This is a genomic window from Janthinobacterium sp. BCJ23, from assembly GCF_059617945.1.
Genome location: NZ_JCAQAW010000005.1, coordinates 312,743 through 328,189, shown reverse-complemented (window position 1 = coordinate 328,189; position 15,447 = coordinate 312,743). Strand labels below are relative to the sequence as shown.

The 15,447-nt window shown below is 63.8% G+C and carries 14 protein-coding genes; 4 read left to right on the top strand and 10 right to left on the bottom strand.

From position 1 onward, the window contains the following. Positions 1 to 13: 13 nt before the first annotated feature. From AC54AG_RS18430 to AC54AG_RS18420, 3 genes are all read right to left on the bottom strand, one after another. Complete coding sequence (locus tag AC54AG_RS18430) at positions 14 to 187, bottom strand: hypothetical protein (RefSeq protein WP_161781496.1); 174 nt, start codon at positions 185 to 187, stop codon at positions 14 to 16. Positions 188 to 275: 88 nt separating this feature from the next. After that, positions 276 to 680, bottom strand: coding sequence for a DUF4440 domain-containing protein (locus AC54AG_RS18425; RefSeq protein WP_496631211.1), 405 nt, complete (start codon positions 678 to 680; stop codon positions 276 to 278). Further along, on the bottom strand, positions 677 to 2,098 hold the full coding sequence (locus AC54AG_RS18420) for an MFS transporter (protein ID WP_496631209.1): 1,422 nt from the start codon (positions 2,096 to 2,098) through the stop codon (positions 677 to 679). Before AC54AG_RS18420 ends, AC54AG_RS18425 begins: the two co-directional genes overlap by 4 nt. A 125-nt stretch (positions 2,099 to 2,223) precedes the next feature. On the opposite strand from AC54AG_RS18420, the gene AC54AG_RS18415 reads away from it, so the two are divergent. Both AC54AG_RS18415 and AC54AG_RS18410 read left to right on the top strand, forming a co-directional pair. Beyond that, positions 2,224 to 3,126 (top strand): LysR family transcriptional regulator, encoded by a 903-nt coding sequence (locus AC54AG_RS18415; RefSeq protein WP_496631207.1) that lies wholly within the window; start codon positions 2,224 to 2,226, stop codon positions 3,124 to 3,126. 115 nt (positions 3,127 to 3,241) lie between these two features. Further along, positions 3,242 to 4,057: a hypothetical protein gene (locus AC54AG_RS18410; RefSeq protein ID WP_496631206.1), complete on the top strand. Its 816-nt coding sequence runs from the start codon at positions 3,242 to 3,244 to the stop codon at positions 4,055 to 4,057. Positions 4,058 to 4,082: 25 nt separating this feature from the next. On the opposite strand, the gene AC54AG_RS18405 is transcribed toward AC54AG_RS18410, so the two are convergent. From AC54AG_RS18405 to AC54AG_RS18390, 4 genes are all read right to left on the bottom strand, one after another. Beyond that, the gene (locus AC54AG_RS18405) at positions 4,083 to 5,138 is read right to left on the bottom strand and encodes a bifunctional nicotinamide-nucleotide adenylyltransferase/Nudix hydroxylase (RefSeq protein WP_072456057.1); all 1,056 of its coding nucleotides are present in this window, start codon (positions 5,136 to 5,138) and stop codon (positions 4,083 to 4,085) included. Then, a complete protein-coding gene (locus AC54AG_RS18400; protein WP_496631205.1) occupies positions 5,135 to 6,850 on the bottom strand; it encodes an NAD+ synthase in 1,716 nt (571 codons plus the stop codon). The genes AC54AG_RS18405 and AC54AG_RS18400 overlap by 4 nt, the downstream gene beginning before the upstream one ends. A 96-nt stretch (positions 6,851 to 6,946) precedes the next feature. Continuing rightward, positions 6,947 to 7,459: a ClbS/DfsB family four-helix bundle protein gene (locus AC54AG_RS18395; RefSeq protein ID WP_496631203.1), complete on the bottom strand. Its 513-nt coding sequence runs from the start codon at positions 7,457 to 7,459 to the stop codon at positions 6,947 to 6,949. Further along, complete coding sequence (locus AC54AG_RS18390) at positions 7,459 to 8,103, bottom strand: ArsR/SmtB family transcription factor (RefSeq protein WP_496631202.1); 645 nt, start codon at positions 8,101 to 8,103, stop codon at positions 7,459 to 7,461. The genes AC54AG_RS18395 and AC54AG_RS18390 overlap by 1 nt, the downstream gene beginning before the upstream one ends. Before the next feature lie 59 nt (positions 8,104 to 8,162). Here AC54AG_RS18390 and AC54AG_RS18385 point away from each other — a divergent pair, with 59 nt between their 5' ends. Then, positions 8,163 to 8,651: a DUF2938 domain-containing protein gene (locus tag AC54AG_RS18385; RefSeq protein ID WP_496631200.1), complete on the top strand. Its 489-nt coding sequence runs from the start codon at positions 8,163 to 8,165 to the stop codon at positions 8,649 to 8,651. Between the two features lie 10 nt (positions 8,652 to 8,661). On the opposite strand, the gene AC54AG_RS18380 is transcribed toward AC54AG_RS18385, so the two are convergent. Continuing rightward, complete coding sequence (locus AC54AG_RS18380; protein WP_331778179.1) at positions 8,662 to 11,085, bottom strand: DUF3772 domain-containing protein; 2,424 nt, start codon at positions 11,083 to 11,085, stop codon at positions 8,662 to 8,664. A 268-nt stretch (positions 11,086 to 11,353) separates the two neighbouring features. Between AC54AG_RS18380 and AC54AG_RS18375 the strand changes: the two genes are divergently transcribed. Next, a complete protein-coding gene (locus AC54AG_RS18375; RefSeq protein WP_496631198.1) occupies positions 11,354 to 13,021 on the top strand; it encodes a methyl-accepting chemotaxis protein in 1,668 nt (555 codons plus the stop codon). A 352-nt stretch (positions 13,022 to 13,373) separates the two neighbouring features. On the opposite strand, the gene AC54AG_RS18370 is transcribed toward AC54AG_RS18375, so the two are convergent. Both AC54AG_RS18370 and AC54AG_RS18365 read right to left on the bottom strand, forming a co-directional pair. Further along, entirely contained in the window at positions 13,374 to 14,399 is a 1,026-nt protein-coding gene (locus AC54AG_RS18370) for a methionine synthase (protein ID WP_331778181.1), read from the bottom strand. Positions 14,400 to 14,426: 27 nt separating this feature from the next. Then, entirely contained in the window at positions 14,427 to 15,404 is a 978-nt protein-coding gene (locus AC54AG_RS18365; protein ID WP_331778182.1) for a DUF1852 domain-containing protein, read from the bottom strand. Positions 15,405 to 15,447: the final 43 nt, after the last annotated feature.

The window sequence follows — 15,447 nt, the reverse complement described above, 5'->3', positions numbered from 1 at the left end:
CACGGGATTTGCGTCAGTGCTTGCGGCCTTGCTTCTTGCCGCCGCCGGCACCCTTGCCGGAACCGGCCTTCGTATGGCTGGCCGCATCCTTGCCGCGCTTGCCAACATCATTGTCGGTGCTGCTTTTGTCTTCCGTGGGGCCGGCCGACTGACGGTTCTGGCCGGCCTGCGATTTTTGCTTGGTCATGAGGCGCTCCTGATGAACGAGGGGACCTTGTCAGCCTAGCCGCCACAGCGCCATTGTCCATCGGCGCGCCTGCCGCCACGCTGTAGGATCAATCCGCCCGCACCGCCCACGTTTCATGCAGGTGGCGCCACAGCAAGGCGCCATCGGGCGTTTTGTCATACACGACGGTGGACCAGCGCTCGGTGTTTTCCGCCCCCGGCAGCGACTGGAATTCGCGGTAGGAGACGGTGGCGCCGGCGGCGCTTTCCTGGATCAGCTGCAAGTCCGTGATGCGCATGGCGAGGCCCGGACGGCTGCCGCCGGCGCCCTGGAAAAACCTGGTCAAGCCAAAGTGATCGAGCCGCATCCCGCCCGGCGCCACCATCGTAAAGCCGGGCGAAAAACGCGCCAGAAATTGCGCGCAGTTTTCCGCTGCCGCCTCGCCGGAAAGCCATGCGCTGATCAGCACATGCGTGGATAAAACGTCGTCAAAATAGGGATTCGTTGCAGTCATTTTTTTGCTACTCCATGGTGTTGTAAAAGGTCGAGAACGGCGCGGTTGTCGATGCGCAGGCACAGTGCCAAAGGCAGTAAGCACGAGGCGGCGGCCAGCGCAAAGCACCAGTGAAACACCTGCGCCGCACGCAGATGCTGGGCGGGGTCGTCAAGGCTACTGATGCCCTGCGCCGCCAGCAAGCCATTGAGCAGTACGCTGAGCAGCGCCACGCCCAGACAAAAGCCCAGCTGGCGGTTGATATTCCACACGGCGCTGGCCTGGCTCAGCTGCGCGTCCGGCGTGCGCAAGAAGGCCGTGCTTTGCGCCGTGCTGCTGCACAAGCCGCCGCCAAAGCCCATCACGGCATACGCACCGGCCAGCCAGAACAGCTGATCGGCCGCAGCCACGCGCAGCAGCATCAGCATGCCCGCCGCCTGCAGCAGGGCGCCCGCGATGAACAGCGGTTGCGGCCCCACGCGGCGGTAGCTTTTGCCGGTCAGCGAAATGGCCGCAAACGAGGCCAGCGCCCACGGCAGCATCAGCGCGCCCGCCTTGGACGCCGGCATGCCCAGCACGCCCTGCAGGTACAGCATGGCCAGCAGGCTCACGCCCATGAAAACACCCGGCACCAGCAGATACATCAGCATGGCAATGCGCAGCAGCGGTTCGGTGGCCAGGCGCAGGTTGAGCAGCGGCGTCGACTTGCGCAGCGCACCGCGCACGTAGCCCCAGGCGCAGGCGGCACCCAGCGCCAGCACGCCGGCGCCGGCCAGCAGCTCGTCCGGCGTGCCCAGCATGGTCAAGCCCAGCAACAGCAGCAAAATCGCCGTGCTGCCCGCCAGCAGGCCGGCCACGTCGAGACGGGGCACGGCCCCGCGCGGCGGGTCGGGACGCAGCCAGCAGGCGGCCAGCAGCAGCGCCAGCGCGGCAAACGGCACGTTCAAATAGAAAATCCAGCGCCACGACAGGCTGTCGACGATGACGCCGCCCAGCGCAGGCGACAGGGCCGGCGCCAGCAAGCCCACGAGCATGATGACGGAGGATAGTCCCGGCCGCTCTGCAGGCTGATACAGCTGGTAGGTCATGCTTTGCCCCAGCGGAATGAGCAAGCCGCCGCCGAGGCCCTGTACGCAGCGCCAGGCGATCAGCGCCTCGATCGATGGCGCCAGGCCGGCGCCGATGCTGGCGACTAAAAAAGTTAGCAACGATGCCATGAACACGGTTTTGCTGCCATAATAGGCAGCCAGCCAGGCGCTGGCAGGGATGACGATGGTCAGGCCGAGGATGTAGGCGGTGCTGATCCAGGCCAGCTGCGCCACCGAAGCGTGCAAGGCATGGCCGATGTCGGGGTAGGCGACGCTGGTGATGAACATGTTGATCAGGTCAACGAAAAATCCCAGCAGATAGATGGCCGCGACCTTTTTGCGATAGTCCATGGTGCTCCAAATGGCAAACGGCCAGCTTAAGCGCCAACCGCCATTTGCGTAACGGGCCAGCCCCGATTACACTGTCAAATCTATTTTGACAAAGCCCTGTAACCCGCCTCTCCTCACTTCAATCCATGATCAGTCTTGACCGTTTGGGTATTTTCATCGCCATCGTCGACGCCGGTTCGCTGACGGCGGCGGCCGCCGTGCTGGGCCAGAGCAAGGCCGTCGTCAGTTTTAATTTGAAACAGCTGGAAGCGGAGCTGGGCGTGTCTCTGCTCACACGCAGCACGCGCAGCCTGGCGCTGACCGACGTGGGGCGGCGCTTTTATGAAGATTGCCAGCGCGTGCTCAGCGAAGCGCAAGGCGCCATCGAAACAGCGCGGCAGGGCCACCAGGGCTTGCGCGGCACCCTGCGCCTGACCACTACCGTCGAATACGGCAGCCGCACGGTGATCCCCGCGCTGATCGCCTTTGCCGCCGCCCACCCGCAGTTGCAGATCCAGCACTCGTCGTCATCCTCGCATGAAGACCTGATCTCGGGCGGCTACGACCTGGCCATCCGCATGGGTTCCCTCAACGATTCAAGCTACCGCGCCGCGCTGATCGAGCCGTACGCGATCTGGCCCGTCGCCTCGCCCGCCTATCTGGCCAGCCTGCCTGCCAAGGGCATCGCCACCTTGGACGACTTGCAGCGCGCGCGCTGGCTGGCGCACAGCCGCCTGGCCGCGCCGCTGCGCTGGGACGTGCAGACACAAGACGGCCCCGCCGCCTTCACGGCGCAGGACGACGCCGCCATCCATTCCGACTCCGCTTCGGCCCTGCTGGGCTTTGCCCTGGGCGGCTGCGGCGTGGCCCTGCTGCCGCAATGGCAGGTGGAGGGGGAAGTGCGCGCGGGACGCCTGCGTCGCCTGCTGCCCGACGTCGCCTTCCCGGAGCAAGGCGTGTATGCCGTGTATCCGAACACCCAGCATATCGCGGAAAAGGTGCGCGCCTTTATCGACTTTTTGCGCGCCTTCGTGGGCACGCCGGACTGAGGTTTCACGTCGTCAATACTTGTTGAATACAACGATTTCCAGGGGGCAAACGAGCGCCACTTTCGTTTTTCCCGGCCTACACTGGAAGGACGTTGTTCACCGATTGGAGACCATCATGGCACATACATTGGCAGCAGTTTTCGCCGTGCGCGATATGGCCGAGCGCGCCCGGCACGACCTGATCACGGCTGGCTTCCCCGGCGCCAGCATCCGCCTGCATGATGCGGGCAGTGACGATTTTTCCGCCACCGAAAACATCCGCCGCGACGACAGCGACAGCCTGCTCGACAGCGTCAAGCATTTCTTCACCGACCTGTTCGGCAGCCACGCCGACCGCCACATCTATGCGGAAGCCGTGCGGCGCGGGCATGTCGTGCTGACCCTGGAAGAGGCCAGCGACGCCGATATCCAGCGCGCCACCGACATCGTCGAACGCTACGCGCCGCTCGACATCGATGCGCACGCCGATCACTGGCGCGCCGGCGGCTGGCAAGGCGCGCCGCAAGACGCCAGCGCGATGCGCCAGGGCGCCAGCATGCAGTCGGATACTTCATCGCAGCAGGGCAGCATGAACGAGGCGCCAGGGTCGCAGCAATTTGCCAGCGACATGGCCCCGCCGCCGTCCAGCGCGGGCGCCAACGTGCGCCGCTATCCCAGCGCCGACAACCTGCCCGGCACCAACTACGACGACGAGCAGTACTACCGCAGTCACTGGAGCGCCACCTATGTCGCCACCGGCGCGCGCTTCGAGGATTACGATCCCGCCTACCGCTATGGCCATTCGATGGCAAGCAGCGACAGCTACCGGGGCCGCCCATGGGACGACGTGGAAGCGGACCTGCGTTCCACGTGGGAGCACACGTATCCGCAATCGGCGTGGGACAAGTTCAAGGCGGCCGTCAAGCATGGCTGGGAACGCGTGACGTCCTGACGCGCGGGGAGGGGGAGTGCCCCCCTCAGCGCCCCTCGTGCGTGAGCTTGAGGAAGTGGTTCAGGATGTGGAAGTGGTCTTCGAAGAATTGCTCTTCCATGGCCGGCAGCGCGGCCACGGGCACCCACTGCGCCAGCGCCGCATCGTCGGCCGCCGTCACGGCCGGCAGCTGGCGCGTCTTCAAATCGAAGTAATGCGCATGCGTGATGGTGCGCCCGCGCTGGCTGCGGTCCGGGTGGTCGAACACGGCCACGCCGACCAAGGCCTCGACGAGGGTGGGCGCCAGCACGCCCAGCTGGGTTTCCTCCGCCAGTTCGCGCAGGGCGCCCTGCAGCAGGCGTTCGCGCGGCTCCAGGAAGCCGCCGGGCAGCGCCCACAAGTCCTTGCCCGGATAGCCGCCGCGGCGCACAAGCAGCACATGGCCGCCCGTCTGCACCAGCGCGTCGACGGTGGTGAAGATGGGCGGATACGGCGCCGCGCGCCAGCGCGCTTTATACGCTTCGATGGCGCGGTATTCCTGCACCAGCGGCGCGTACCACGGCAGCAAGGTCCACGCCTTTACATACTGGCCGATGGCCGCCGGCAGCAGCTGCGCCACGGCGCTCAGCGACACGTCCACGTCTTGCGCCTCGAACAGCACGTTGCGAATGGCCGTCGCGCCGATGGGCGCGCCAGGGTCGATCTCCAGGTTTAGCAGCTGCCAGTGCGGGAAGTGGTGCAGGTAGTAGCTGGTGGCGTCCTTGAAGCAGGCCACCAGCATCACGCGCTGCGCCTTCGGCACGGCGCCCGCCACGGCGTGCCGCACGGCGTCGGCCCACAGGCCATCATCGTAGTAGTCGCGCACAGCTACGTAATGCACGCGCGCGCGCTGCGCCTCGGGCAAGGTCGCGGCAATCATGGCGGCCCGCTCCTGCCATGTAAACGGGTTCTTCGGGCTGCGCGCATGGAAGGCCGAGCCGAGCACCACCACCACTTGCGCGGCCGTCGTCAGGGCCTTTTGCAGCAAGCCCGCATGGCCATTGTGAAAAGGCTGGAAGCGGCCGATCAGGATGGCCGCGTCGGCAGGGTAGGATGGGGTCATGCGTCGTCTCCGGTGGGGTAGTGGGCGGCGATCGGCAATTGACGCCCGCTGCCAAAGGCGCGCGAACGCACGCGGATGATGGGTGCCGCCTGGCGCCGCTTGTATTCATTGCGGGCGACCATGCCGAGGATGCGCGTCACGAGGGCGCGCCCTTCGTCCGTCTCGCGCAGCTGGTCGACCAGGGTCAACGCCTGCGCGCTTTCTTGCGCAGGCAGGCGGCGTCCCTCGATATGCCATTTGAGAATGTCATCGAGCACGGGATACGGCGGCAAGCTGTCCGTGTCGCGCTGGCCCGGCGCCAGTTCCGCCGACGGCGGTTTATCGAGCACGGCGACGGGGATCAGTTCGCGCCCGGCGCTGGCGTTGATGTGGCGCGACAGGGCGAACACCTCCGTTTTATACAGGTCGCCGATCAGGCCCAGTCCCCCATTCGTGTCGCCGTACAGGGTGCAGTAGCCAACCGAGATTTCGCTCTTGTTGCCGGTGGTGAGCAGCAGGGCGCCAAACGCGTTCGAGTATTCCATCAGGATCGTGCCGCGCACGCGCGCCTGCAGGTTTTCCAGCGGCAGTCCCTGCAGCTTGCCGTCGAAGGCTTGCGCATAGCCGGTTTCGTATTGCGCCACGATGTCGCGGATCGGATGCGTGTAGAGGGCGATGCCCAGGTTGGCGCACAGGGCGACGGAATCGGTGACGGAGCCGGTGCTGGAAAACACGGATGGCATGGTGATGCCCACGACGTTGTCGGCGCCCAGCGCTTCGACGGCCAGGGCCAGGGTCAGCGCCGAATCGATGCCGCCCGAGCAGCCGACGACGACTTGCGTAAAGCGGCAGCGGCGCGCGTAGTCGCGTAACCCCAGCACGATCTGGCGCCGCGCAAATTCCACGGCGGGGATGCCGTCCGGGTCGGGCACGGGAAACGCGGCACCGTCGGTACGCGTAAAACGGCCGTCGGCAAAGCGCAGCAATGGAAAATCTTCGACGAAGCGGGCCGCCTCGAATTGCACGCCCTGGCTCGGTGACATGGCGAACGAGGCGCCGTCGAACACGAGCTGGTCCTGGCCGCCCACCTGGTTGACGAACAGCAGGGGCAGATCGACGCGCTTGCAGGCGGCGCCAAACACGGCGTGGCGCTGCGCGCGCTTGCCGATGTCGGACGGGCTGGCGTTGATGCTGACGATCAGGTCGGGCCGCGCCGCGTGCAGGGCGTCGAAGGGGTTGACGGCGTAGGCGCGGCCATCGTCGTTCCAGCCATCCTCGCAAATCATGAAGCCGACCTTGCAGCCGGCGATAGTCAAGGTGCAGGCGCCGGGCGGGCCCGGCTCGAAATGGCGGCCCTCGTCGAAGATGCCGTAGGTGGGCAGCAGCTGCTTGTAGTATTCGGCGACAATGCGCCCGTCGCGCATCGCCAGCAAGGCGTTGTACAGGGGCTTGCCGATGCCGGAATTCGGCCGCGCCGTGCCGATGACGGTGACCAGCTCCGGCCAGCGCGTGGATGCTTGCAGCACGGTGTCGAGCGCCTGCTGCATGCCGCGCAGGAAGGCGGCATCTTCAAACAGGTCGCCCGGGTAATACGCACACAGCGACAGTTCGGGACAGACGAGCAGATCCGCGCCTTCCTCGCTGGCGCGCTGCATGCGCGCGATGATGGCGGCGACATTGGCGTCGAAGTCGCCCACGGTGGGATTCATCTGGGCGAGGGCGATGGTCAGCATGGTGATCCTTCAATCGGTTGCGCTTGAAACCACTATCCTGCCTGAAAAGTTTTCCGAGCGTACTGATGCAATCGTGCAAGCCTGCCGCTGCGGGTGCTACAAGGTCTTGAGCCAGGCCCGCAAGCGCGTGCGCGCGTTCGCATACGGCGACGCCGTGTTGAACTGGATCATGCGTCCCATCGTGTAATGCGTGTACCAGGGCCGGCCATACAATTGCGCGTCATCGTGCGCGTCGATCAGCGCCAGCAACTGGTCTTTCGCCTGTTCCAGGCGCTGCAGCAACTCGTCCATGCTCAGTTCAGCATAGTCGGCATAGAAGCGCTGCGCCAGTTTTCCCAGAGCGTTCCACGTGAAACCTTCGGCGGGAAAGGCGATGTCCTCGATGCGTTTGCCGTCGCGCAGCTGCGCGTGCCAGTGCAAGACCAGCTCGTTCCAGCCGACCAGATAGGCGAGCAGATCGCACACGCTCATGCGCGTGCCGGCCACTTGCCCTTCCAGCACGGGCTCCCGCGATAGCGCCGGCGGCACGCGCGCCAGCTCCTGCGCCAGTTTCGCATACGTGGTGGTAATCGCTTCGATCAGTTCCGACTTGCTGTTGGGGACCGCCATCACGCCGCCTTGACGACAGGCAAGCCGGCCGCCTGCCAGTCGTCGTAGCCGCTGCCGAGACGGCGCGCCTGCAAGCCGTGCTGGCGCAGGGCCGCCACGGCCTGCACGGACAGCACGCAATACGGGCCACGGCAGTAGGCGGCGATCTCTGCGTTCGCAGGCAATTCGTCGAGGCGGCGCTGCAAGTCATCAAAAGGAATATTGACCGCACCGGGCAAGTGGCCGGCAGAAAATTCCTGCGCGGGCCGCACGTCGAGCACGGTGATGCTGGCTTCGCGCATGCGCTCGAGCAGTTCGTCGCCCGTGATCGCTTCCACGTGGTCGCCCCGGCCCAGCGCCTGCAACTCGCTGCGCTGGTGCTGCGCATACACGTCCAGCGCGGCCAGCAGTTGCACGATGGGTCCGCTGCCGAGCCGGTACAGCACGCGCTTGCCGTCGCGCCGCGCCTGCACGAAACCGGCACGCCGCAATTGCTGCAAATGCTGGGAGGTGTTCGCCACGGACAAGCCCGTCAACTCCACCAGCTGCTCCACCGCGTACTCGCCATGCACGATCTGCTCGAGCAGACGCAAACGCGGCGCGCTGCCTAAAATATGGGCAAAAACGGCGGGACTGGCAAGGGTATCGATTTCTGCATTGTTCATTGACACGATGCTAGCACCCTTATAACATTCAAGCAATTCATTGAATGTTAGGGGCGGCAATGCAAATACTTTGGCTCGATGCGCTGGCGATCGGCGTGGGCGCGACGGCGGTGATGGATGTGTGGGCAGTAGCCTTGAAACGCTTCTGGTGCATTCCCTCGCTGAACTTTGCGATGGTGGGACGCTGGCTCGGCCATTTGCCGCGCGGCACCGTGACGCACACCAATATTGCCCAGGCGGCGCCCGTGCGCGATGAAGCCATCCTGGGCTGGACGGCCCATTACATGATCGGCGTGCTGTTTGCGGCCGTGCTGCTGGCGCTGGTGGGACAGGAGTGGGCGCAACAGCCGACGTTCGCGCCGGCGCTGCTGGCGGGCCTCGTGAGCGTGGCCGCGCCATTTTGCATCTTGCAGCCGGGCATGGGTGCCGGCCTGGCAGCCAGCAAGACGCCGCACCCAAACGCCGCCCGCCTGCGCAGCCTGATGGCGCACACGGCGTTCGGCGTCGGCCTGTACCTGGCGGCCCTGCTGTGGTCGACCGTGCGCTGACTTGTGCCGACTAGCTCGTCAGCGGCGGCACCGGTGTGGGCGCCGGCGCAACGGCTGACATGGCCGGCGCCTCGGGCTGCGCCGGCACCGTACTCAGCACCATCGTGCTGGGTTTGGCGATCGCGATGTGCGCCTCGTCCAGGCGCTTGAGCAGTTCGAACAGCAGCGCGCTGCGGATGCCCGACGTCAGGCGCGGCGACGAGGCAAAGCCGGTGGCGTTGAACAACAACAGGCCATTGTCGATGCCGTCCAGCTGCACATTCGGCGCCGGCGTGTCGAGCACGTCGGGATTGTCGACAAAGACGGACAGGATCAGCGCGCGCGCCACCTGCGCATCCGTGCCCAGCGGCAGCGGCAGCTTGACTTGCACCAGGCCCAGCGGATTGGCCAGGGTCACGTTGCGCACCGTCTTGGTGATGAATTCCGAGTTCGGCACGATCACCGTGGAACGGTCGCCCAATTGAATTTCCGTGGCGCGCACATTGATGCGGCGAATGTCGCCCTCTACGCCGCCTAACGACACCCAGTCGCCCACTTTCACGGGGCGCTCGGCCAGCAGGATCAGGCCGGAAACAAAGTTCTGCACCACGGCCTGCAAGCCAAAACCGATACCCACCGACAAGGCCGACGCCACCCACGCGATGCGCTCGAGGCCGATGCCGGCCGCCGACAGGGCCAGCGCCACGGCCAGCACGCCGCCGATGTAGCCGAACAGCGTGATGAACGACACTTGCATGCCCGTATCGAGATTGGTGGTCGGCAAATAACTGTTTTGCAGCCAGCGCTTGAACAGGCCCAGCGCGATAAAGCCGACAACCAGCACCAGCAGCGCCTGGATCATGGCGGCCGGGCGGATCGCCACTTCGCCGATGGCCAGGCCATCCTGCAGCTTGCCGACGCGCTGGAACAGCTCGCCCGGACCTTCGCCAAATGGCGCCAAGAGCAACATCAGAGCCAGCAGCACGACGATGGCGCGGCCGATGCCCGACAGCAGCACGGCCGCCTGGTCGCGCGCCTTGGGCGTGGCCAGCACGGGGTGAGCGGCGTCTGGCGGCGGCGGCGTGGACGCCAGCAGCATGCAGATATCGTCAACCAGCACCGTCAGCAAATAGGTGCTGCACACCACGATGATGACCCAGGCGATTTGCTTGGCGACAAAGCTGCCGAACGCCACATAGCCGACCAGCAAGCTGATGACGCTCGACGCCAGCGCCAGCCACAGCAGCACCGTGACGCAGCGCAGCCACAGCGGCGTGACGAGGGTGGCGGGATCGGCCTCGCGCAACTGGCGCCAGCAGCGCTCGGCCCGCATCAGGCCGTAGGCGATGGTCGTGCTCATCACGAGGGCGACGATGCAATTGACGGCCACGGCCGTCGACAGGCCCGCATTGATGACGATGGTGACCCGTTCCGTCGCCCACACAAGCACGACGATGAAGGAAAACATCGACGGGAAATTGCGCATGCGGTGCGCCAGCGCATCGGGCAGGGGCAGCAAGCGCCACGACACGCGGCGCGGCGACAGCAGCGCGTGGCCCAGCCCTGCCGTAAAGCCGGCAAAACAGATGATGCCGATCAAGCTGCTGAGGAAAGTCGAGGTTTTTTCGGACAGGCCGCCCTCCCAGCGCAAGCCCATGGCCAGCAATTCCGCCACCAGTCCTGGCGTCGCCAGCGCCAGCACCAGCACAGCGAGCGCATGCAGCGAGCGGCGCAAGCGGCCATGCGGCACGCGCGTGGACGTGACCACCAGCAAATAGCGCGAAATCCAGACGCTGGCGCCGATCACGGCCACGATGGCGGCCAGCAAGCCGCCCCAGGCCGACCACGGCGTGGCGCTTGCCGCATTCGCCAATTCAAGCTCCAGCGCCCGCAGGCGTTGCAGGTTCTGCGGCAATTCCGCATGCAGCTGCTTCCAGAACGAGCCGGCGAGTATCGACGCCGTGCGCTCGCCCAGGCGCGCCTGCAACTGCGCGCGGCGCACCGTCGACACCTGCTCCGACGCCTGCGTCGCTTCCACGGCCAGCAGGCGCGCCAGTTTTACTTGCGCATCGAGCGCGCTGCTGGTGCGGTCCAGCTGGCTGCGCTGCGCCGCCACGTCGGGGGCATCTTTGATCCCCGCCGCCGGCTTGCCCAGCTCGGCCAGCCGCGCCTGCACGCTGGTGAGCGTGGGCGCGAGCGCGTCGGCCACCTTGTCCGCCTCGGCGCTGGCCGCCAGCGCATCGGCGCGCATCTGCGACAGGGTCGCGTCATCGAGCTCCGCCTCGCCATCGAGCGCCTTTTGAATACCGGTGATCTGCTTGCGCAAGCCATCGAGTCGCTGGTCGGCCGTGGCGGCATCGTCGACGGGCTGCGACCAGGCGGGCGGCGGGGCCAGCGAGCAGGCCAGCAACAACGCCAGCAGGAAGGGGAAGAAACGGAGACGGAAAGAAGTCATGCGGACCTAAGGCTGAAAATGGAAAAAATTGCCGAATCGGCGGCGACGCCGGTCATGGCCTGCTGCCCGGCGGGTGCCTGCCAATATAGCTGAAAACACGCGCAAGCCGCAGAACAGGCGGAACCGGCGTGCATCCAAGGGGGCGACTAGGTATATTGCCCTATGGAAATATCACCTGAAAAGGTCTAGGATCGTCCTCCGCTTGGCGGCGCGGCCCCCAATCCGCAGCCGCCGACCTTTTGACCATTCCCTCCGTATTGAGACCGCCATGAAGTTTTTATCCAACCTGACCATCGGCACCCGCCTCGCCGTGGGCTTTGGCGCCATCGGCGCCATGCTGATCATCATCTCCTGCCTGGGCATTGCCATGCTGGGCAAGATCAACCAGGGCACCGGCCATATCGTGCATGACAGCATGCCGAAGATTGAGCTCGCCAACAGCGTATCGGCCAACATCAACGACATCGCCATTGCCTTGCGCAACATGATGCTCAGCGCCGATCCGGCCGACCAGCGCAAGCAAACGGACGCCATCCTGGCCGCGCGCCAGGCGGCGGCCGGCAATCTCGGCAAGCTCGCGAACATGCTCGATTCGGAGCGTGAACGCGCGCTGCTGGCCAAGATGAACGATGCCAACACGCGCTACGCGCAGGGGCAGGAGGCCTTGCTGGAACTGATCAGGAGCGGCACGCCGGACGACAGCAGCGCCTACCTGTACGGCCAGCTGCGCCCCGTCTTGCTCGTCTACAAGCAATTGATTGCTGAACAGATCAGCTTGCAAAACACCCTGGCCAACACGGCGGGCGACAATGCCAATGCGACCTATGCCAACACGCGCACCTTGCTAATCGGCATGTCGCTGGCGGCCTTGGCCATCGCAGCGGCCTTGGCGTATGGCATCACGCGCTCGATCACCGGCCCCGTCGCCACGGCGCTGCAAGTGGCCAACACGGTGGCCGCGGGCGATTTGCGCAGCCACATCACAGTGCAGTCGCGCGATGAAATGGGACAGTTGTTGCAGGCGCTCAAGCGCATGAACGACAACCTGGCGCAAACGGTGGGCACGGTGCGTGCCGGCACGGAAACGATCGCCTCGGCCTCGTCCGAAGTAGCGGCGGGCAGCCTGGACCTGTCTGCGCGCACGGAGCAGCAAGCCAGTTCGCTGGAAGAGACGGCGTCATCCATGGAAGAGCTGACCTCGACCGTCAAGCAGAATGCCGACAATGCGCGCCAGGCGCATGTGCTGGCCGACACGGCTTCCGGCGTGGCGCAACGGGGCGGCGCCGTCATCGCGCAAGTGGTGGCGACCATGCGGCAAATCGACGCCTCGTCGAACAAGATCGCGGACATCATCGGCGTCATCGATGGCATCGCCTTCCAGACCAACATTCTGGCCTTGAACGCGGCCGTGGAAGCGGCGCGTGCGGGCGAGCAGGGCCGTGGCTTCGCCGTCGTGGCCACGGAAGTGCGCAGCCTGGCGCACCGCTCGGCTGCCGCGGCCAAGGAAATCAAGACCCTGATCGACGACTCGACCCGGAGCGTGGCGGCCGGCAGCGAGCTCGTGCATCAAGCCGGCAACACCATGACCGATCTGGTCGACAGCGTGCGCCGCGTTACCGACATTATGGAAGAAATCACCTCGGCCAGCGCGGAACAGACGGCCGGCATCGAGCAAATCAACCAGGCCATCAGCGAAATGGACAACGTCACCCAGCAAAACGCGGCCCTGGTGGAAGAGTCGGCGGCAGCAGCAGCGGCCATGCAGGAGCAGGCGGCCACCCTGGCGCAGGTGGTGAGCGCATTTAAACTGGGCGGCGTGCCAGCGGCGACCTTGCCAACGCCTGCCGCGCGGCCAGCGGCCGGCACGGCAATGCGCGTGGCCGTGACAGCGGCGCCGCAACGCGCCTGCGCGCCGGCACAGTGGGAGGAATTCTAGAATAGCGCGACGACGGATCACATGAACATAAGATTGAATTTAATCGTATTAAATTCAGTTTTATGTTCACTTTAAAAATCAACTGCGGCGTTCATACTCTTCCAATTAAAGACCACAATCCGCCGGCCGCCGCGACATCACGCGCGACGCCATGCTGCGCGACGTGGCCCGTTTCGGCTTCGCCAGGTACCAACAGGCGGAAGAGTATGCCGATGCCCTGCTGGCGCGCATCAAGAAAGCTCTTCGCAGGTGGCGCCGCTGCTGAACGCAGCCTTGCGGGCACGGATGGGGGAGCGCTTGCGGGTGATGCTGCTGCGCCTGGCTTAGGCGCAGGCGTAACTTCACCAGCCGGCTAGGAAAGCTCTCCGCGAATGATTGCCGCGCCTGCGCTGAGCGCATTCAACTTGCCTCTTGCTACCCGGCGAGCCAAGGGCGCCATGCCGCAGTTGGTCGAAGGATAGAGTTTGTCGGCATCGACAAAGCGCAGCGCTTTGCGCAAGGTGTTGGCGACTTCCTCCGGCGTTTCAATCGTATTGCTGGCCACGTCGATGGCCCCGACCATCACCTTCTTGCCGCGAATGAGTTCAATCAGGTCGATGGGCACACGCGAGTTGTGGCATTCGAGCGAGATGATGTCGATATTCGATTTCTGCAGCTTCGGGAAAGACTCTTCATATTGACGCCACTCGGACCCCAGCGTATTTTTCCAGTCCGTATTGGCCTTGATGCCGTAGCCGTAGCAAATATGGACGGCCGTTTCGCACTTGAGTCCTTCGATCGCCCTTTCCAGGGTGGCAATCCCCCAGTCATTGACCTCATCAAAGAAGACATTGAATGCGGGTTCGTCAAACTGGATGATGTCGACGCCGGCCGCCTCCAGTTCCCTCGCTTCCTGATTGAGTATCTTGGCAAATTCCCAGGCCAGTTTTTCACGGCTCTTGTAGTGGCTGTCATACAGCGTATCGATCATCGTCATCGGGCCTGGCAGGGCCCATTTGATCGGCTGCTTGGTTTGCTGGCGTAAAAACCTGGCGTCGTCCACGAAAACCGGCTTGGTGCGGCTCACGGCGCCCACGACGGTCGGCACGCTCGCATCGTAGCGGTCACGTATCCTGACGGTCTCGCGTTTGTCAAAATCCACGCCGCTCAGATGCTCGATAAACGTGGTGACGAAATGCTGGCGGGTTTGCTCGCCGTCACTGACGATATCGATGCCTGCCTGCTGCTGTTCCTGCAGTGACAAACGCAGAGCATCCTGTTTGCCCTCGATCAATTCCTCGTCCTGTAATTTCCACGGCGACCACAGCTTTTCAGGCTGTGCCAGCCAGGAAGGTTTGGGCAAGCTGCCGGCAGTGGAAGTAGGCAATAATTTTTTCATGATGAATGCTTTCGTTTATTTTTTTAATCAGAGCGCGTAGTTGGCAGACCATTGTTCAAGAATATTCTTGTATGGCTTGATGAAGTGCTCTTCCGTATATTTGCCCTGCTTGACCGCCAGCTGGCTGCGCTCTTCCCGGTCATAGACAATTTGCGTCAATGAGTAATCCTGGTTCTTCAGGCTGGGCTGATACAACTTCCCCGCCGCGGAATTGGCGTTGTAAATTTCGGGCCGGTAGATCTTTTGGAACGTTTCCATCGTGCTGATGGTGCCGATCAGCTCAAGATTGCTGTAGTCGCCCAGCAGGTCGCCGATAAAATAAAAAGCCAGCGGCGCGGAGCTGTTGGGCGGCATGAAATAGCGCACCTGCATCCCCATCTTTTCGAAATATTCATCGGTCGACGAGAACTCATTTTGTTGGTACTCGACGCCCAGGATGGGGTGCTGGTTTTCAGTGCGCTGATAGGTCTTGCTGCTCGAGGCGCTGATGCAGATAACGGGCGGCTTGCTGAAGTGCGCTTTATAGGTGTCTGACCTGACAAAGTGCTTGAACAGCTTGCCATGGAAATCGCCGAAGTTGTCCGGCGTGCCAAACGTGGATTTATTATTGTTGTGCTCTGGCAGCAGCACGCTGAAGTCGTAATCGCGCACGTAGGAGGAGAAGTTATTCCCGGCAATGCCATCGATGCGCTCATTGGTTTTTTTATCGATGATGTTCGGCTTCAATATCTCGATCAATGGAATATTGTCGCCTTCGGCATCGATATTCAACGCGACGGAAATGATTTCAAGCTCGACGGAGTAGCGGTCTGCCTTCGGGTTGTCCCAATGCGCCAGATTGTTGAAGCGGCTGTCGATCATTTTCAAGGTATTGCGCAAGTTCTCCTGGCGACGCTCTCCCCGGGCCAGATTGGCAAAGTTGGTCGTCAATCGCGTGCTGTCCGATGGGTGATAGTTTTCATCGAAAACAATGCTCTTGATGCTGAATACAAAATCTTTGCTCATGGTGATCTGTCCTGATGTCTGCGAAAAGATGAATATGTTGATT